This window comes from Streptomyces sp. NPDC001153, from assembly GCF_053598315.1.
In genome coordinates this window covers 1-17,563 of the sequence record NZ_JBSFJZ010000072.1, presented here as the reverse complement: position 1 = coordinate 17,563, position 17,563 = coordinate 1, and the positions used below count along the sequence as shown (strand labels likewise).

16 protein-coding genes are annotated in these 17,563 nt (G+C 72.3%); 7 read left to right on the top strand and 9 right to left on the bottom strand.

Going from position 1 to position 17,563, the window contains the following annotated elements:
• Positions 1-41: 41 nt before the first annotated feature.
• Positions 42-626 (top strand): DUF4865 family protein, encoded by a 585-nt coding sequence (locus ACWDEN_RS44545; protein ID WP_351617779.1) that lies wholly within the window; start codon positions 42-44, stop codon positions 624-626.
• On the top strand, positions 623-1,534 hold the full coding sequence (locus ACWDEN_RS44540) for a phosphotriesterase family protein (protein ID WP_450863722.1): 912 nt from the start codon (positions 623-625) through the stop codon (positions 1,532-1,534). The genes ACWDEN_RS44545 and ACWDEN_RS44540 overlap by 4 nt, the downstream gene beginning before the upstream one ends.
• A 115-nt stretch (positions 1,535-1,649) precedes the next feature.
• On the opposite strand, the gene xdhC is transcribed toward ACWDEN_RS44540, so the two are convergent.
• The 5 genes from xdhC to ACWDEN_RS44515 all read right to left on the bottom strand — a co-directional run bounded on the left by xdhC (position 1,650) and on the right by ACWDEN_RS44515 (position 8,713).
• Complete coding sequence (gene xdhC, locus ACWDEN_RS44535) at positions 1,650-2,459, bottom strand: xanthine dehydrogenase accessory protein XdhC (RefSeq protein ID WP_351617774.1); 810 nt, start codon at positions 2,457-2,459, stop codon at positions 1,650-1,652.
• Position 2,460: 1 nt separating this feature from the next.
• Positions 2,461-4,908: a xanthine dehydrogenase molybdopterin binding subunit gene (gene xdhB, locus ACWDEN_RS44530; protein WP_351617771.1), complete on the bottom strand. Its 2,448-nt coding sequence runs from the start codon at positions 4,906-4,908 to the stop codon at positions 2,461-2,463.
• Entirely contained in the window at positions 4,905-6,368 is a 1,464-nt protein-coding gene (locus tag ACWDEN_RS44525) for a xanthine dehydrogenase small subunit (protein ID WP_351617769.1), read from the bottom strand. The genes xdhB and ACWDEN_RS44525 overlap by 4 nt, the downstream gene beginning before the upstream one ends.
• Positions 6,369-6,793: 425 nt before the next feature.
• A complete protein-coding gene (locus ACWDEN_RS44520; protein ID WP_351617766.1) occupies positions 6,794-8,032 on the bottom strand; it encodes an ROK family protein in 1,239 nt (412 codons plus the stop codon).
• 36 nt (positions 8,033-8,068) lie between these two features.
• The gene (locus tag ACWDEN_RS44515; protein WP_351617763.1) at positions 8,069-8,713 is read right to left on the bottom strand and encodes an alpha-ketoglutarate-dependent dioxygenase AlkB family protein; all 645 of its coding nucleotides are present in this window, start codon (positions 8,711-8,713) and stop codon (positions 8,069-8,071) included.
• An 80-nt stretch (positions 8,714-8,793) separates the two neighbouring features.
• Here ACWDEN_RS44515 and ACWDEN_RS44510 point away from each other — a divergent pair, with 80 nt between their 5' ends.
• Positions 8,794-9,927 carry a methyltransferase gene (locus tag ACWDEN_RS44510; protein ID WP_351617819.1) on the top strand — a complete coding sequence of 378 codons (1,134 nt, stop codon included), beginning with the start codon at positions 8,794-8,796 and terminating at the stop codon, positions 9,925-9,927.
• Here the strand turns inward: ACWDEN_RS44510 and ACWDEN_RS44505 are convergent.
• Both ACWDEN_RS44505 and ACWDEN_RS44500 read right to left on the bottom strand, forming a co-directional pair.
• Entirely contained in the window at positions 9,924-10,781 is an 858-nt protein-coding gene (locus ACWDEN_RS44505) for a class II fructose-bisphosphate aldolase (protein WP_351617761.1), read from the bottom strand. The genes ACWDEN_RS44510 and ACWDEN_RS44505 overlap by 4 nt on opposite strands.
• Before the next feature lie 39 nt (positions 10,782-10,820).
• Complete coding sequence (locus ACWDEN_RS44500) at positions 10,821-11,702, bottom strand: SIS domain-containing protein (RefSeq protein WP_351617759.1); 882 nt, start codon at positions 11,700-11,702, stop codon at positions 10,821-10,823.
• A gap of 126 nt (positions 11,703-11,828) precedes the next feature.
• Between ACWDEN_RS44500 and ACWDEN_RS44495 the strand changes: the two genes are divergently transcribed.
• On the top strand, positions 11,829-12,608 hold the full coding sequence (locus tag ACWDEN_RS44495) for a DeoR/GlpR family DNA-binding transcription regulator (protein ID WP_351617757.1): 780 nt from the start codon (positions 11,829-11,831) through the stop codon (positions 12,606-12,608).
• Between the two features lie 95 nt (positions 12,609-12,703).
• Here ACWDEN_RS44495 and ACWDEN_RS44490 read toward each other — a convergent pair whose 3' ends face one another.
• Positions 12,704-13,099 carry a luciferase domain-containing protein gene (locus ACWDEN_RS44490; RefSeq protein WP_351617755.1) on the bottom strand — a complete coding sequence of 132 codons (396 nt, stop codon included), beginning with the start codon at positions 13,097-13,099 and terminating at the stop codon, positions 12,704-12,706.
• Between the two features lie 375 nt (positions 13,100-13,474).
• On the opposite strand from ACWDEN_RS44490, the gene ACWDEN_RS44485 reads away from it, so the two are divergent.
• Positions 13,475-14,653: an MFS transporter gene (locus ACWDEN_RS44485; RefSeq protein ID WP_351617754.1), complete on the top strand. Its 1,179-nt coding sequence runs from the start codon at positions 13,475-13,477 to the stop codon at positions 14,651-14,653.
• Positions 14,654-14,786: 133 nt separating this feature from the next.
• Positions 14,787-15,527: a maleylpyruvate isomerase family mycothiol-dependent enzyme gene (locus ACWDEN_RS44480; protein WP_351617751.1), complete on the top strand. Its 741-nt coding sequence runs from the start codon at positions 14,787-14,789 to the stop codon at positions 15,525-15,527.
• 6 nt (positions 15,528-15,533) lie between these two features.
• On the opposite strand, the gene ACWDEN_RS44475 is transcribed toward ACWDEN_RS44480, so the two are convergent.
• Positions 15,534-15,926 (bottom strand): MarR family winged helix-turn-helix transcriptional regulator, encoded by a 393-nt coding sequence (locus ACWDEN_RS44475; protein WP_351617749.1) that lies wholly within the window; start codon positions 15,924-15,926, stop codon positions 15,534-15,536.
• 85 nt (positions 15,927-16,011) lie between these two features.
• On the opposite strand from ACWDEN_RS44475, the gene ACWDEN_RS44470 reads away from it, so the two are divergent.
• Positions 16,012-17,502, top strand: coding sequence for an MFS transporter (locus ACWDEN_RS44470; protein ID WP_351617747.1), 1,491 nt, complete (start codon positions 16,012-16,014; stop codon positions 17,500-17,502).
• Positions 17,503-17,563: the final 61 nt, after the last annotated feature.

Below are 17,563 nucleotides of genomic sequence, written 5' to 3'. Positions count from 1 at the left end.
GACGAGACCTGATACGTGAGACCCGCGAAAGGATCCGGGACATGCACGCCATGCAGTACGAGTTCACCCTGCCCGCGGACTACGACATGGGCGTCATCCGCTCCCGCGTCGCCCGCGTCGCGCACCTGCTGGACGACTGGGACGGCCTCGGCGTCAAAACGTACGTGCTGCGCGAGCGCGGGGTGCACGGCTCGCCGGTGAACCAGTACGGGCCGTTCTACCTGTGGAACACCGTGGAGGGCATGAACAGCTTCCTGTGGGGAGGGGCCTTCCAGGGGCCGGTCGACGACTTCGGGCGGCCGGCGATCCGGCAGTGGACGGGCCTGGCCTTCGAGGAGGGCACCGCGACCGGTACCGCACCCGCGTTCGCCGTGCGACGGCGTCAACCGATGCCGGAGGGCGTGGAGTTGGCGGCCTTCATGGCGGACGCGACGGCCGAGACCGAGCGGCTCGCGGCGGAGGACGGTGCGGTCCTCGCGGCGGCGGCCGTGGACACGCGCGCGTGGGAGCTGGTCCACTTCTCGCTCTGGGAGCACGACACGCCCAAGGCCGACGGAGACCTGTACCAGGTGCTGCACCTGTCCGCGCCCGGCCGCGACCGGCTGCCGCGCGGGCGGCAGTGGTGAGCCAGGTCCGCACGGTCCTCGGCGACATCCGGCCCGGGGAGCTGGGCGTGTGCGACGCGCACGACCATCTCTTCCTGCGCAGCCCGCGGTTGCCGGGCCAGGAGCTCGACGACCTGACGGCGGCGCGGGCCGAGCTGGCCGCGTTCCGGGCGGCGGGCGGAGCAGCCGTCGTGCAGTGGACGCCGTACGGCATGGGACGGCGGGCGGCGGACCTGCCGGAGCTGTCCCGGGCCACCGGTGTGCGGCTGGTCTGCGCCACGGGACTGCACCAGGCCGTGCACTACGACTCCGCGTTGCCCGGCAGGCCGGCCGGCGACGGCCTCACCGGGCTGTTCGTGTCCGAGCTGACCGACGGCATCGGCACGACCGGTGTGCGAGCCGGTCTGATCAAGGTGGCGGGCGGCTTCCACGCGCTCGACGCGCACGCCCGCTGGACCATGCGGGCGGCGGCCGAGGCGCATCACGCCACCGGTGCGCCCATCGCCGTGCACCTGGAGCTGGGCACCGCCGCGCTGGACGTACTCGACCTGCTGTGCGGTGAGTTGGGGGTGCCCGGCGACCGGGTGATCCTGGGCCATCTGAACCGGTTCCCCGACCCGGTGGTGCAGCGGCAGGCCGCTGAGTCGGGCTGCTGGCTGGCCTTCGACGGGCCCTCCCGCGCCCATCACGCCACCGACTGGCGGATGCCGGAGGCGGTACGGGCCCTGGCCGACGCCGGCTTCGGCGACCGGCTTCTGCTCGGCGGCGACACGGTGGTCGCCGGGGCCCGCTCGGTCGACGGCGGGACCGGGATGCCGCACCTGCTGCGCGGGGTGCGGGCGCGGCTCGTGGCCGAGTTGGGCGCCGAACTGGTGGACCGGATGCTGGCCGAACATCCGGGCCGGGCCTTCGCGGCCGACTGGAAGTAAGCGCCCAGATCCTGTCACCCCGGCCGATGAGAGCCGGCCGACACCGCACCGAACGGGAGCCCCGCATGCATGCGTGCGCACGGCAGCGGGGCACCCCGCCGATCCGGCCGGAGAGTCAGTTCTCCTCGGTTTCGAAGGTGCGCAGCAGATCGGCCGCGACGCTCACGGCGATGGTCGCGGGTTCCTTGCCGGTGATGTCGGCCAGCCCGATCGGGGTCTTGATCCGGTCGATGGTGGCCTCGTCGTGACCGCCCTCGGTGGCGAGGCGTTTGCGGAACCGCGTCCACTTGGCCGCCGACCCGATCAGCCCGATGGAGCCGAGATGGCTTGTGCGCAGGGCCGCGTCGCACAGGGCGGCATCCTCGGCATGATCATGGGTCATGATCATGATGTGGGTGCCGCGCGGCAACTCCTCCAGCACCTCCTCGGGCAGGAGCGGCGTGTGATGCACGTGCACCTGCGCCACCGCGTCTGCCAGCACGTCGAGCCGCTCCTCGGCGAGGACGTCGGAGCGGGTGTCGATCAGATGGAGGTCGAGGTCCTGACGTGCCAGGATGCGCGCCAGTTCCAGCCCGACGTGCCCGACGCCGAAGATCGCCACGGCCCGTACCACCGGCAACGGTTCGAGCAGCACCGAGACCGTGCCACCGCAGCACTGCACGCCGTGCTGGTTGGTCACCTTGTCGTTCAGGGCGAAATCGATCAGCTCCGGCTCCGGCTTGGACGCCGCGATCACCTCCCGGGCCCGGTCGATCGCGACGGCCTCGACATTGCCGCCACCGATCGAGCCCCACGTCTCGGTCTGCCCCACGACGAGTTTCGCACCGGCGTCGCGCGGGGCATGACCGCGCACGGTCGCGACGGTCACCAGCACGCCGGGCTCCCGGCGTGCTCGCAACCGTGCGACCGCGGCGATCCACGTCATGTCAGGCACCGCTCAGCGCTTTTGCGTCGGTTCGGACCGTGCCGTCGGCGGCGTGCCCGTCGGCGGCGTGCCCGTTGGCGGCAAGCCCGTTGCGGACGTGCCCCTTGCGGGAGGCGTCGCCCTCGCGAGCCGACTGGATCGCCCAGTACACCGCCTCCGGCGTGGCGGGCGAGGCCAGGTCGACGCTCACATCGCCCGGTCCGAACGCGGCGACCGCCTGCCGCAGCGCCTCCCGCACCGAGAACGCCAGCATCAGCGGAGGCTCACCCACCGCCTTGGACCCGTAGACCGCGCCCTCCTCGGTGGCGTTCTCCAGAAGCGTGACGTTGAACTCCTCGGGCATCTCCGAGAAGCTCGGAAGCTTGTAGGTGCTCGCGGCCTGGGTCTGCAGCCGGCCGCGGTGGGGCCCGTCGCTGGTGTCCCACCGCAGGTCCTCGAGGGTCAGCCAGCCCGCGCCCTGCACGAAGCCGCCCTCGACCTGACCGATGTCGATCATCGGGGACAGGCTGTCGCCGACGTCGTGCACGATGTCCACCCGCCGGATGCGGTACGCGCCGGTGAACCCGTCGACCTCCACCTCGGTCGCCGCGGCGCCGTGGGCGAAGTACTTGAACGGCGAACCCCGGAACGTCTTCGCGTCCCAGTGCAGCCCCTCGGTCCGGTAGAAACCGGACGCCGACAACTGAACCCGCTGGAAGTACGCGGTGTGCACCAGGTCGTCCCAGGCCAGCTCCTTGTCGCTGCCCAGGGCCCGCGCGACGCCATCGACGATGCGCACATCCGAGGCGTTCGCACCCAGCTGGGTGGCGGCCACCTGCAGCAGCCGCTCGCGCAGCTGCTCACAGGCGTTCTTGATCGCCCCGCCGTTGAGATCCGCCCCGGAACTGGCGGCGGTGGCCGAGGTGTTGGGCACCTTGTCGGTGCGCGTCGGGGCAAGCCGGACCTTGTGCAGCGGGATACCCAGCGTGGTCGCGGCCACCTGCAGCATCTTGGTGTGCAGGCCCTGGCCCATCTCTGTGCCGCCGTGGTTGATCAGGACCGAGCCGTCCTTGTAGATCAGCACCAGCGCGCCGCCCTGGTTGAAGGCGGTCAGGTTGAACGAGATGCCGAACTTGATGCCGGTGATCGCAAGGGCCCGCTTGGTGTGCGGGTGCGCGGCGTTGAAGGCCGCGATCTCGCGCTTGCGATCGGCGATGCCGGCGTCGTCCTGCACCTGTCGCCAGACGGTGGAGATCCGTTCGGGCTGCGTGACGGGCTGTCCGTACGGCGTCGTCTGACCCTGGCCCGGCTGGTAGAAGTTGCGCTCCCGCAGCTCCGTGGGATCCAGGCCGAGCTGCGGCGCGCAGCGGCCCAGGATGTCCTCGATCACCAGCATGCCCTGCGGTCCGCCGAAGCCGCGGAAGGCGGTGTTGGAGACCGTGTTGGTCTTGGCGATGCGACCGGCGACGCGCGCGTTGGGGATCCAGTAGGTGTTGTCGATGTGGCACAGCGCGCGGGCCAGCACCGGCTCGGAGAGGTCCAGGCTCCAGCCGCCGTCCGCGACCAGGGTGGCGTCCAGGGCCTGGATACGGCCGTCCGCGTCGAAGCCGATCTTCCACGTGGCGTGGAACCCGTGCCGCTTGCCGGACATGGTCAGGTCCTGGGTCCGGTTGAGCCGGAACCGGACCGGCCGGCCGGTCAGCTTGGCGCCGAGCGCGGCGACGGCCGCGAACCCGTGCGGCTGCATCTCCTTGCCGCCGAAGCCGCCCCCCATCCGCAGGCACTGCACGGTCACCTCGTGGGCGGGCACGCCGAGCACGTGGGAGACGATCTCCTGGGTCTCCGACGGGTGCTGGGTGCTGCTCTGGATGAACACCTGCCCGTTCTCGTCGACCTGGGCCAGCGCCGCGTGCGTCTCGAGGTAGAAGTGCTCCTGACCGGAGAACTGGAACTCCCCGGTGAACACGTGCGCGGAGTCGGCGAAGCCTGCGTCGACGTCGCCGTGCAGCATCACGGGCCGGGCACCGTGGTAGCTCTCGGCCGCGATCGCGTCCTGCAGCGTGACCAGGGAGGGCAGTTCCTCGAGTTCCACCTCGACGGCCGCCGCGCCGAGCCGGGCAGCCTCCAGGGTTTCGCCGAGCACCCAGGCGACCGCGTGACCGTGGAACATGACCTCGTCGGGGAACAGCGGCTCGTCGTGCTTCATGCCGGCGTCGTTGACGCCGGGCACGTCGGCACCGGTCAGCACACGGACGACGCCGGGCACGGCGAGCGCGGGCTCGGTGCGCAGCGCGGTGATCCTGCCGTGGGCCTTCATGACCTGGACCGGGTAGGCGTGCAGTACGTCCTTGGTGCGCTGGACCAGGTCGTCGGTGTAGAGCGCGGTGCCGGTGACGTGCTGGAAGGCACTCTCGTGCGGCATCGAAACGCCGACGACGGGCTTTTCGGGACGCTCGGACAGATGGCTCATGACGACACCGCCTCGGTGGTCTGTGCGTGCAGCTTCAGCAGGCTCTGGCCGAGCATCGCGGAACGGTACAGGGAGCTGGCGCGGTGGTCGTCCATCGGCGTGCCCTCACCCCGCAGCACCCGGGCCGCGGCCTCGACGGTCTCCGCCGACCACGGCGTGCCCTCCAGGGCCGCCTCGGTGGCGAGGGCGCGGATCGGAGTGGCGGCCACGCCGCCCAGGCCGATGCGCGCCTTGCGGACGATCCCGTCCTCGATGTCGAGCGCGAAGGCGACCGCGACGCTGGAGATGTCGTCGAAGCGCCGCTTGGCGATCTTGTGGAAGGCCGTGACCGGCGACAACGGCAGCGGGATGCGCACCGCGCGGATCAGCTCGCCGGGACGACGTACGCTCTGCCGGTAGCCGGTGAAGTAGTCGGCCAGCGGGACCTCGCGCTCACCGTCGGCGTCGGCGAGCACCACCGACGCCTCCAGCGCGAGCAGCACCGGCGGGCTGTCACCGATGGGCGAGCCCGTACCCAGGTTGCCGCCGAGGCTCGCACTGTTGCGGATGAGCCGGGAGGCGAACTGCGGGAACAGCTCTGCCAGCAGCGGGACGTCGCCGTCGAGGCGGCGTTCGATCTCGGTGAGCGTCAGCGCCGCCCCGATCTCGATGTGGTCGGATTCGACGCGCAGTTCCCGCAGTTCGGGCAGCCGGTCGATGGCGACCACGCAATCCGCCCGGCGGGAACGGATGTTCACCTCCACGCCCCAGTCGGTGGAGCCGGCGACCACCACCGCGTCGGGCCGCTCGCGCAGCAACCGCAGCGTTTCGGCCAGAGTGCTCTTCCGTACGAACGCGCTGTCGTCCTGGGTGTACGCGGTGGCAACCGGTGCGGGCGGGGACTGTTCCCGACGCCGCGCCAGCGGGTCCTCGTCGGTGGGCGTGCCGACGGCGAAGGCGGCATCGCGAATCGGGCGATAACCGGTGCAGCGGCAGAGGTTTCCGCTCAGCGCGTGCAGATCGAAACCGTTCGGACCGTGCTCGGCGTCGGTGCTGTCGGCCGGGTCCGCGTGCGCGCAGCGGTCGGGTCGGTAGTACTCGGCCGCCATGCTGCAGACGAATCCCGGCGTGCAGTAACCGCATTGGGAGCCGCCACGGACCGCCATCTCCTCCTGCACGGGGTGCAGGGTGGGCGGCATGCCGGGGTCCCCGGCGGTGGCGAGGCCCTCCGAGGTGACGATCTCCTGCCCGTCGAGCGCCGCGACCGGGACCAGGCAGGCGTTGACCGCCACCCAGTCGGTGGGCTTGTTCACCCCGGGACGGGCCACCAGCACCGAACAGGCGCCGCATTCACCCTCGGCGCAGCCCTCCTTGGTGCCGGTGAGGCCACGCTCGCGCAGAAAGTCCAATACCGTCGTGTGGGGCGCAGCCGGTGAAATCGGTGTTTCTTTCCCATTGACCGTGATCCGCGCCGCTACCATGACAGGCCTTCTTTTCGGTGCGCGATCGATCGATTCATCATGTTCGCCAATTTCAGGCAGCTTTCTGTGTTCAGACGCGCCACGTGAGATGAGCGGGCGCAAAACGGCACGCGACAGCGAGGTGCCGAGAGAGGGTGACGGAGCATCAGGAATATGCCTCGGACGGGCACATCAGAACGGCGTGTTCAGCAGCCGTGCGCGATCCGACCCGGAATCCAGACCGTGCTGTGGGCGAGGCGACCGAGATCAGAGCTGGTGTACATCCGCTGGTCGCCTCCTTCCGGTAGTTACGGGTCGACTTCCACCGTAAAATAATGAGTGCGGCCACAGTGGTCAAGAGGTTGACCTCGGTGTCTCGAGAACCGAGAACCTCATACCGAAGGGTCCCGGCTGAACACAGTGCCCGGGGGCGGCCGGAAGTGCCGTCAGCGCAGCGCGCCCAGGGGGTCGTCCAGGACCGGCTGCCAGGCCAGCTCGGCCGCTCCGACCAGGCTGTTGTGGTCCAGGGTGCAGGGCAGGATCGGTACGCCGCCGCTCTGGCCCCACAGGCTGCGGTCGGCGACGACCGCGCGGAGCCGGCCGGGGTCGGCGTCCAGGAGGGTGCGGTGGAGCCCGCCGAGGATGATGCGGTCGGGGTTGAGGATGTTGACCAGTCCGGCCAGGCCCAGGCCCAGGCGGTCGATCAGGGCCTCGGCGGCCGTGCGGACGGCCGGGTCGTCGTACTGGGTGCGCAGCAGGTCGTTGGCCTGCTGGAGCAACGACACCTCGGGGCCGGGCTCGCGGCCGGCATCGACCAGCAGGGCCAGCGGGTCCGCCTCGACGTCCAGGCAGCCGCGGCTGCCGCAGTGGCAGGGCCGGCCCTCCGGGTTGACGGTGAGGTGGCCGACCTCCAGGGCGAGCCCCGAACTGCCGGTGTGCAGGCGGCCGTCCAGGACCAGGGCGCCGCCGACACCGCGGTGCCCGGTGGCCACGCACAGCAGGTCCCGGGCGCCCCGGCCGGCACCGTGCCGGTGTTCGGCGAGCGCGGCGAGGTTGACGTCGTTGCCCGCGAAGGCCGGACCGGTGAGGCCGGCCGCGCGCACGCACTCCGCGAAGATCCGCCGGACCGGGGCGCCGACGGGCCAGGCCAGGTGCAGCGGGTTGAGAGCGAGACCGTCGGGTTCGGCGACGGCGGACGGTACGGCGAGTCCGGCGCCGACGCAGCGCCGGCCGGTCGTGCGCAGCAGCTCCGCGCCCGCCTCGACGACCGAGCCGAGCACCTTCGCCGGGTCGGCGTCGACGGTCTCGCAGCCGGGCGCCGTCGCCACGATCCGCCCGCCCAGGCCGACCAGCGCGGCCCGGAAGCCGTCGGCGTGGACCTGCGCGGCGAGCGCCACCGGGCCGTCCTCGGCGACCTGCAGCCGGTGCGAGGGGCGGCCCTGGGAACCGGCCGCGGCGCCCGGCCGGGCATCCACGCGAATCAGTCCGAGCGCCTCCAGCTCGGCGGCCACCGCTCCGGCCGTGGCCCGGGTCACCCCGAGTTCCGCGGTGAGCACGGCCCGCGTCGGCGCCCGCCCGGTGTGCACCAGCTCCAGCGCGGGGCCGAGTGCTCCGCGCCCTCGGTCCAGCCGCGCCCTCGAGGTGGTCCTCTCCCCCGCCGTCCGGGGATCCGCCTTGCCGCTCATGAGGGCGAGTCTCCCATGATCCGCAGGTGCGGCGGCCTACAGGCCGCTGACCCGAAGTGTGATGTTCAGACGTCCGGACAGCCCCGACCCGGTCGGCGCGGTGCCGCCGTACACCCGGGGAACCCCGTGGTAGGCGAGCCGCGAGGGCCCGCCGAAGACGAACAGGTCACCGCTGCGCAGTTCCACGTCGGTGTACGGCTTCGCACGCGTCTCGCTGTTGCCGAAGCGGAACACGCACGTGTCGCCGAGACTGAGGGAGACCACCGGCGCGTCCGCCTGCTCGTCACTGTCGCGGTGCATGCCCATGCGGGCGTCGCGGTCGTAGAAGTTGATCAGTGCGATGTCGTAGGTGTACGGCTCCTGCGGGCCCAGCGCGTCGACGGCGGCGCGGCGGCCCAGCTCGCCGAGCCAGGCCGGGAACGGCTTCACGGGGGCGCCGTCGCCGTCGACGGCCGTGCGGGCGTAGCCGTACGGGTACCAGTGCAGGCCCAGGCAGACCTGCCGGGCGGTCATCGTGCCGCCGCCCGGGGTGCGTACGGTGCGCAGTCCGGCCGGCGGCCGCGCCCACTGCCGGCAGGCGGCGAGCAGCTCGCGCTGCCGGCCGGCGTCGAGCCAGTCCGGGACGTGCACGGCGCCCGGCGCGACCTGAGCGCGCTCCCTGGGAAACAGCTCCGCGTCCACACGCTCCATGGTGCCGCAGGCCGGCCCCACCAGCCCTGAGCTGCGGCTCCGCTAGCCTGGGAGACACGATGAGCGACCGTATGACGACACCGTGGGGCGAGGTCGAGCTGTCCCGCTTCCCCGAGGATCCCCGCGACCGGCTGCGTGCCTGGGACGCCTCCGACGCGTACCTGCTGCGCCACCTGGCCGAGGAGGGGGTGCCGCTCACGGGCTCGGTCGTGGTGGTCGGGGACCGCTGGGGGGCGCTGGCCACGGCGCTCGCGGAGCACCGGCCGACGCAGATCACCGACTCCTTCCTGAGCCAGGAGGCGACCCGGGCGAACCTGGTGCGGGCCGGTGTCGAGCCCGGTGCCGTGCAGTTGCTGACCACCCAGGATCCGCCGCCACAGCGCGTGGACGTGCTGCTGGTGCGGGTGCCGAAGAGCCTGGCGCTGCTGGAGGACCAGCTGCTGCGGCTGGCCCCCGCCGTGCACGCCGGCACGGTCGTCGTCGGCACCGGGATGGTGAAGGAGATCCACACCTCCACGCTGCAGCTGTTCGAGCGGATCCTGGGCCCGACCCGGACCTCACTGGCACGGCAGAAGGCCCGGCTCATCTTCTGCACCCCGGACCCGGCGCTGGAGCGGCCGGCGAACCCGTGGCCGTACGCCTACGACCTCCCGGACGGCGTCGGGCCGGTCTCCGGGCGCCCGGTCGTCAACCACGCCGGTGTCTTCTGCGCCGACCGCCTGGACATCGGCACCCGCTTCTTCCTCCAGCACCTGCCCGGACCGGGCGCGGGCCGCGTGGTGGACCTCGGGTGCGGCAACGGCGTCGTCGGTACGGCGGTGGCCCTCGCCGATCCGTCGGCAGAGGTGCTGTTCGTGGACGAGTCCTTCCAGGCGGTGGCCTCGGCCGAGGCGACGTACAAGGCCAACGGGGTGCCCGGACACGCGGAGTTCCGGGTCGGGGACGGGCTGGCCGGGGTGGCGCCGGGCAGCGTGGACCTGGTCCTGAACAACCCGCCCTTCCACTCCCACCAGGCCACGACCGACGCGACGTCGTGGCGCATGTTCACGGGGGCGCTGCGCGCGCTCCGGCCGGGGGGCGAACTGTGGGTGATCGGGAACCGGCACCTGGGGTACCACGTGAAGCTGAGGCGGTTGTTCGGCACCTGTGAACTGGTGGCCTCCGACCCGAAGTTCGTGGTGCTGAGGGCCGTCAAGAGGGGCTAGGCCGTCCGGGAGAGGACCCCGATGATCCGCCGCACCTCCTCGGCCATCGCGTCCCGCCCCACGCTGAGGTACTTGCGCGAGTCGACGGCCTCCGGGTGGGCGGCGAGGAACTCCCGGATCGCTCCGGTCATGGCCACGTTGAGTGCCGTGCCGACGTTGACCTTGGCGATGCCGCCGCCGACCGCCGCGATCAGGCCGTCGTCCGGGACTCCGGAGGAGCCGTGCAGGACGAGCGGGACGGACAGTGCGGCGTACAGGCGCTTCAGCAGGCCGTGGTCGAGGGTGGCGGTGCGGGTGGTCATCGCGTGCACACTGCCGACGGCGACGGCGAGGGCGTCCACACCGGTGCCCGCCACGAAGTCGCGGGCCTGGTCCGGGTCGGTGCGGGCGCCGGGCGCGTGGGCGTCCAGCGGGAGCCTGCCGTCCTTGCCTCCGATCTGGCCCAACTCCGCCTCGATCCAGAGCCCTTGGGCATGGGCCCAGTCGGCGGCCGACCGGGTGGCGGAGAGGTTGTCGGCGTACGGCAGCCGGGCCGCGTCGTACATCACCGAGCTGAACCCGGCGTCGGGCGCCTGGCGCAGCAGGTGGTCGCTCTGCACATGGTCCAGGTGCAACGCGACGGGGACGGCGGCGCGTTCGGCCGCGGCCACGGCCGCCCGGGCCAGCGGCAGCAGCCGTCCGTAGCGGAACCTGACGGCGTTCTCGCTGACCTGGAGCACGACGGGTGCGCCGGCCGACTCGGCGCCGGCGATGACGGCCTCGACGTGCTCCAGGGTGATGACGTTGAACGCGGCGACGGCGGATCTGGTTGCGGCGGCTGCGGTGACCAGCTCGCCGGTGGACGCGAGGGGCACGTGTGGTGTCCTTCCGGGGCGCGGGCGGCGGGTCGGGGTTCAGGGGGCGAGGATCACCGAGCGGGTGAGATGGCGCGGCTGGTCGGGGTCGAGGCCGCGGGCGGCGGCGACGGCGACCGCGAGCCGCTGGACGCGGACGAGTTCGGCGAGCGGGTCGAGCCGGCCTGCGATCCACAACCCACCGGTGATGCGGACCTGTTCGGCGAGCCCTTCGGGTGCCTCGCCGAGCATCCAGGTGGCGGTGCCCTCGGTGGTGATGCTGATCGGGCCGTGCCGGTACTCCATCGCCGGATAGGCCTCGGTCCAGGACAGTGAGGCCTCGCGCATCTTCAGCCCGGCCTCGCTCGCGAGCCCGACGGTCCAGCCGCGCCCGAGAAAGGTGAACTGGGTGCAGGCGACCAGTCCTTCGGGAAGAGGAGTGGACAGGGCCGTGCGCGCGTCGGTGACGACGGAGTCGGCGTGCAGGCCGAGGTGGGCGCGCAGGAGGGTGAGGGCGGTGGTGGCGAACCGGGTCTGGACGACGGAGCGTTCGTCGGCGAAGTCCAGCACCACGAGGTCGTCGGCGGCCGACATCACCGGGGTGTCCGGATCGCCGGTGATGGCCGTGGTCCGGGTCCTGCCCCTCAACTCGCCCAGCAGTTCCAGTACTTCGGTGGTGGTGCCGGAGCGGGTGAGGGCCACCACCCGGTCGTACGGGCGCCCGTACGGGAACTCGGAGGCCGCGAAGGCGTCGGTCTCGCCCTGGCCTGCGCCCTCCCGCAGGGCGGCCACCGCCTGCGCCATGAAGTACGAGGTCCCGCACCCCACGATCGCGACCCGCTCCCCCGGTCCCGGCAGTGCGTCCCGGTGCCGCCCCGCCTCCTCGGCCGCCCGTGTCCAGCACTCCGGCTGGCTGTTCAGCTCGTTCTCGACATGACTCATGGCCACACCCTCCCCCTCGCTGATTGTTCCTGCAAGATATAGCGAGCTTTCGAGCAGTATCAAGCATTCGAGCGCAGAGAGAGGTGCGCTAGGGTCGCCGGGAACACTTCGGAACGGAGGCTGCGGATGTCCCGGGACGCCCGCTGGAAGGCGCTGCTGGACCTGCTCGTCGAGCGCGGCCGGCTGGAGGTCGAGGAGGCGGCGGCCGAGCTGGAGGTGTCGGCGGCGACGATCCGCAGGGACTTCGACCAGCTCGCCGAGCAGCAGATGCTGGTGCGCACCCGGGGCGGGGCTGTGGTGCACGGAGTGTCGTACGAACTCCCGCTGCGCTACAAGACGGCCCGGCGCGCCTCGGAGAAGCAGCGCATCGCCAAGGCCGTGGCCGAACTCGTCGCGCCGGGCGAGGCGGTGGGACTGACCGGCGGCACGACCACCACGGAGGTGGCCCGCGCCCTGGCCGTACGCGGCGATCTGTCCACCGGATCGCCCGCGCTGACCATCGTGACCAACGCGCTCAACATCGCCAACGAGCTCGCCGTACGGCCGCAGTTCAAGATCGTGGTGACGGGCGGGGTGGCGCGCCCGCAGTCCTACGAGCTCATCGGCCCGCTCGCGGACGGGGTGCTCGGGCAGATCACACTGGACGTGGCGGTGCTCGGGGTCGTCGCCTTCGACGTCACGCACGGCGCGGCGGCCCATGACGAGGCGGAGGCCGCGATCAACCGGCTGCTGTGCGAGCGCGCCGAGCGGGTGGTGGTCGCCGCGGACTCCAGCAAGCTGGGCCAGCGTGCGTTCGCCCGGATCTGCGGGGCGGAGCTGGTGGACACGCTCGTCACGGACACGGCCGTGGAGCAGGAGACGGTACGCCGCTTCGAGGAGGCGGGCGTCCGGGTCGTCGCGGTGTGACGCCGGGCGGCACTCGGGCGCGGCCGGCCCTCATGGTCACCGTGCCGCGCCGCCCGGCTCAGACGCCACCGCGGCCGGCCGGCACGCCGCTCGCCTCAGAAACCACTGCGGTCGGCCTTCACAAAGCCCGCGCCGCGCTGGTCGTTGCAGCCCACCGGCGGCCGGTCGAGTGGGTCGGGCCAGGCCTGCTGGGCCTGGAGCGCCACGCTCACCAGGGTCAGCAGCAGGTCGACGTCGCTCGCCGCGTCGAGGCGCAGGGTCACCCAGTGCGAACCGGGCACGATCCTGATCGCGCCCGAGTCCCTGAGGTCCTTGGCGAACCGCCGGATCGCCCGGTCGGTCAACCGCAGATCCACATCGCGGTCCGAGTGGAAGTGGGCGATCTCGCCCTGGGCCGAACTCACCGCCTGTCCAAGGCCGCAGCTCGGGACCGCCTGGCTCAGGTCGGGCCAGGTCGCCAGTTGCGCGAGCGCGCGCGAGGCCAACGTCATGGGGCCATCATGGCCCGCTCACCCCTCGGCAACCAGCTCGTGAGCAAGCATTAACCGACCTGTATCCGACCGCGAAGCGCGCGTGGACACCTTCGCAGGACGCCGAACAAGGCGTCCGTCCCGCCGCGTTGACTCCGCCGCCGGGCCGAACGAGCACAAGTCGGTGCAGGTGAAGGGCACATCGGTCGATTCGGGGCACTCGGGATCCAAGCCCGTGGGTGTGTGCGGCAGTCGTCGCACACGCCAGGCGTCCTCGGTCGGCAGCAGGAGCGCCTCCTTCCGTGGCCCGCACACGGAATGTCCCTTGCCCCGCCCCGCGCACCGGCCTAGCCTGACTTTGTGCCGCAAATAAACAAACCCCGAACGCACAGCGTAGTGCCGGGTGGCAGCCGCGATCTCTCCCGGCTCCGCGTCGCGCTCACCGCCTTCTTCGCCCTCGATGGCTTCGTCTTCGCGGGCTGGGTGGTCCGGATCCCCGCCATCAAGCAGCAGACCGACTCCTCCGCCGGCGCCCTCGGCCTGGCCCTGCTGGGCGTCTCGGCAGGCGCCGTCGTCACCATGACGCTGATCGGCCGGCTGTGCCGCCGCTACGGCAGCCATCCGGTCACCGTGGCCTGCGCCGTCCTGCTCTCCCTCAGCGTCAGCCTGCCCCCGCTCACCCACTCCGCGCCCGCCCTCGGCGCCGTACTCCTCGTCTTCGGCGCCGCCTACGGCGGTATCAACGTCGCCTTCAACAGCGCCGCCGTCGATCTGGTGGCCGCCCTGCGGCGGCCGGTCATGCCGTCGTTCCATGCGGCGTTCAGCCTCGGCGGCATGACCGGCGCCGGGCTCGGCGGACTGGTCGCCGGCGCGCTCTCCCCCACGCGGCATCTGCTCGGCCTGACCCTGATCGGACTGCTCGTCACGGCCGTCGCCGGGCGCGCCCTGCTGCGGCAGGAGCCACCAGCCCCGGCGGACCGCACCCCCTCCTCGCATCCGGAGACGCACCGTCCCGCGACGCGGCGGACCGGCGGCCGCGGGCTGGTCGTCGTCTTCGGGCTGATCGCGCTGTGCACCGCCTACGGCGAGGGCGCCATGGCCGACTGGGGCGCGCTCCACCTCCAGCAGGACTTCTCGGCGTCGTCCGGCGTCGCGGCGGCCGGGTACTCGTGTTTCGCGCTGGCCATGACCGTGGGCCGGGCGACGGGCACGAGCCTCCTGGAGCGCCTCGGCCGGGCCCGCACGGTGATCACCGGCGGCACCGTCGCGGCGGTGGGCATGCTGCTCGGCTCGCTCGCGCCGTCCGTGTGGGCCGCGCTGATCGGCTTCGCCGTCACCGGACTCGGGCTCGCCAACCTCTTCCCGGTCGCCGTGGAGCGGGCCGGCGCGCTGACCGGCCCGTCCGGCGTGGCCGTCGCCTCGACGTTCGGCTACGGCGGCATGCTGCTCGGGCCGCCCGCGATCGGGTTCATGGCCGACTGGTTCTCCCTGTCGGCCGCACTCACCAGCGTCGCGGCACTGGCCGCCGTCGCCGCGGCCATCGGGGTGTCCATGCGGCGGACGATGGGCGCGTGAGCCAGGAGCCGGCAGCACCCGGCCGGCCCCGAGCGCACCGAGAAGACGGGGCCGGCCGGCTCACCGGGACCGGCCGGCCTGCACCCCGTAAATCACCGGCCCGGCACGCACCCCATCCGGCACACTCACGCCCATGGACACTGCCGACTTCCTTCAGACCCTGGACCGGGAGAGCCGGTCGCTGGCGGCGGCCGCCGCCGCGGCGGGGACCGATGCCAAGGTGCCGACCTGCCCGGAGTGGCAGATGCGCGACCTGCTGCGGCACACCGGGATGGTGCACCGCTGGGCCGCCGCCTTCGTCGCCGAGGGGCACACCTCCTACCACCCCGACGGCGGCCTGCCCGACCTGGACGGCGCCGAGTTGCTCGCCTGGTTCCAGGAGGGGCACCGGTATCTCGTCGACACCCTCGCCTCCGCCGCGCCCGACGTGGAGTGCTGGCACTTCCTGCCCGCGCCGTCGCCGCTCGCGTTCTGGGCCCGGCGGCAGGCACACGAGACGACCGTGCACCGGGTCGACGCCGAGTCCGCGAGGGGCGGTGCCCCCGGCGAGATCGCGCCCGGCTTCGCCGTGGACGGCGTCGACGAGCTGCTGTGCGGCTTCCACGCGCGTGCCGGGAGCCGGGTGCGGAGCGAAGAGCCGCGGGTGCTGCGGATGCGGGCGACGGACGTGGACGGCGCGGTGTGGACCGTACGCCTGTCGCCGGAGCCGCCCGTGACCGTGCGGACGGCGACCGAGGACGCCGACTGCGAAGTGGCCGGACCGGCCGCGCAGTTGTACCTGTCGCTGTGGAACCGGCTGCCGTTCCCCGGCGTGACCGGGGATGCCTCGGTCGCCGCACTGTGGCGCGAGAAGTCCGCCGTCACCTGGAGCTGACAGCCCTCAGTCCGTCAGCATCCGGTTCAGCACCGCGCGCTGCACCGGCCGTACCTCGCCGTGCAGCGCGCGCCCCTTCGCCGTGAGCGCCACGCGCACCCCGCGCCGGTCCTCGGCGCACATGGCGCGCTCGACCAGGCCGTCCTTCTCCAGGCGCCCGATCAGCCGGGACAGCGCGCTCTGGCTGAGATGGACGCGCTCGGAGATCTCCTGGACGCGGTAGGCGCAGCCGCCGTCCGCCGCGGCGCCCTCGGACAGCAGGTCGAGGACCTCGAAGTCGCTGGCGCACAGGCCGTGTCCGTGCAGCGCCCGGTCCAGCTCGCACTGGGTGCGGGCATGCAGCGCGAGGATCTCCCGCCACTGCTCCACGAGCGCCTGCTCGGCCCTGTTCGACGCCATGGGCGCACCGTAGCAGAGAAGCAAGATTATTGCATCGGAATTAAATGCATTTGCATCCGATGCATGCGCATGTAGTGTCTTCGGCATGACCTCTCCGCTCACCCCCTCCGCGGCCCCGTCCCCGGCGGTTCGCTGGACCCCCCGGCTGTGGGGCACCCTGCTGGTGCTCTGCGCGGCGATGTTCCTGGACGCGCTGGACGTGTCGATGGTCGGCGTCGCGCTGCCGTCCATCGGCTCCGACCTCCACCTGTCCACGTCGGCGCTGCAATGGATCGTCAGCGGCTACATCCTGGGCTACGGCGGTCTGCTCCTCCTCGGCGGCCGCACCGCCGACCTGCTCGGCCGGCGTCAGGTGTTCCTCGTGGCGCTCGGCGTCTTCGCGGTCGCCTCGCTGCTCGGCGGGCTCGTGGACTCGGGCCCGCTGCTGATCGCCAGCCGTTTCGTCAAGGGTTTGAGCGCGGCCTTCACGGCTCCGGCCGGCCTGTCGATCATCACCACGACGTTCCCGGAGGGCCCGCTGCGCAACCGCGCCCTCTCCATCTACACCACCTGCGCCGCCACCGGCTTCTCCATGGGCCTGGTGCTCTCGGGCCTGCTCACCGAGGCCAGCTGGCGCTTCACCATGCTGCTGCCGGCACCGATCGCCCTCCTCGCGCTGCTCGCCGGCCTCCGGCTCCTGCCGCGCAGCGCCCGCGAGGACAGCCACGACGGCTACGACATCCCGGGCGCCGTCCTCGGCACCGCGGCGATGCTGCTGCTGGTCTTCACCGTCGTCCAGGCGCCCGAGGCCGGCTGGGCCTCGGCCCGCACGCTGCTGTCCTTCCTCGCCGTCGCGGTGCTGCTGACCGCCTTCGTCCTGGTCGAACGGCGCTCGCCGAGCCCGCTGATCCGGCTGGGCGTGCTGCGCTCGGGCAGCCAGGTGCGCGCCCAGCTCGGCGCGATCGCCTTCTTCGGCAGTTACGTCGGCTTCCAGTTCCTGACCACGCTGTACATGCAGTCCCTGCTCGGCTGGTCCGCGCTGCACACGGCGCTGGCCTTCCTGCCGGCGGGCGCGCTGGTGGCGGTGTCCTCGACGAAGGTCGGCGGGATCGTCGACCGGTTCGGCACCCCGCGGCTGATCGCCACCGGCTTCGCCTTCATGGTCCTCGGCTACGCGCTGTTCCTGCGGGTCGACCTCGAGCCGGTGTACGCGGCCGTGATCCTGCCGTCCATGCTGCTGATCGGCGCGGCCTGCGCGCTGGTCTTCCCGTCGCTCAACATCCAGGCCACCAACGGCGTCGAGGACCACGAGCAGGGCATGGTCTCCGGTCTGCTCAACACCTCGGTGCAGGTGGGCGGAGCGATCTTCCTGGCGGTGGTCACCGCCGTGGTGACCGCGAACGCCCCCGCCCACGCCACCCCGCAGGCCGTCCTCGACAGCTACCGGCCGGGCTTCATGGTCGTCACGGGCATCGCGGCGGCCGGTCTGCTGATCACCCTCGCCGGTCTGCGCGGCCGGCGCACACAGCGGTCCCTCGTGGTCGCCAGGTCCACCGTGGAGGAGGCGGAAGCGGAGCGCGTTGCGGTCCGTGACTAGGGGGAAGCCTCCAACCGGGCGCCCGGCGCCCTACGCCAGGACCCTGACCCAGGAGGAGAAC

Coding starts and splice junctions, on each gene's coding strand:
- ACWDEN_RS44480 (WP_351617751.1), top strand. CDS start 14,787: ATGGACACTGCCGACTTCCTTCAGACCCTGGACCGGGAGAGCCGGTCG.
- ACWDEN_RS44470 (WP_351617747.1), top strand. CDS start 16,012: ATGACCTCTCCGCTCACCCCCTCCGCGGCCCCGTCCCCGGCGGTTCGC.
- ACWDEN_RS44500 (WP_351617759.1), bottom strand. CDS start 11,702: ATGAGTCATGTCGAGAACGAGCTGAACAGCCAGCCGGAGTGCTGGACA.
- ACWDEN_RS44520 (WP_351617766.1), bottom strand. CDS start 8,032: ATGAGCGGCAAGGCGGATCCCCGGACGGCGGGGGAGAGGACCACCTCG.
- ACWDEN_RS44510 (WP_351617819.1), top strand. CDS start 8,794: ATGACGACACCGTGGGGCGAGGTCGAGCTGTCCCGCTTCCCCGAGGAT.
- ACWDEN_RS44490 (WP_351617755.1), bottom strand. CDS start 13,099: ATGACGTTGGCCTCGCGCGCGCTCGCGCAACTGGCGACCTGGCCCGAC.
- ACWDEN_RS44525 (WP_351617769.1), bottom strand. CDS start 6,368: ATGGTAGCGGCGCGGATCACGGTCAATGGGAAAGAAACACCGATTTCA.
- xdhC (WP_351617774.1), bottom strand. CDS start 2,459: ATGACGTGGATCGCCGCGGTCGCACGGTTGCGAGCACGCCGGGAGCCC.
- ACWDEN_RS44475 (WP_351617749.1), bottom strand. CDS start 15,926: ATGGCGTCGAACAGGGCCGAGCAGGCGCTCGTGGAGCAGTGGCGGGAG.
- xdhB (WP_351617771.1), bottom strand. CDS start 4,908: ATGAGCCATCTGTCCGAGCGTCCCGAAAAGCCCGTCGTCGGCGTTTCG.
- ACWDEN_RS44545 (WP_351617779.1), top strand. CDS start 42: ATGCACGCCATGCAGTACGAGTTCACCCTGCCCGCGGACTACGACATG.
- ACWDEN_RS44495 (WP_351617757.1), top strand. CDS start 11,829: ATGTCCCGGGACGCCCGCTGGAAGGCGCTGCTGGACCTGCTCGTCGAG.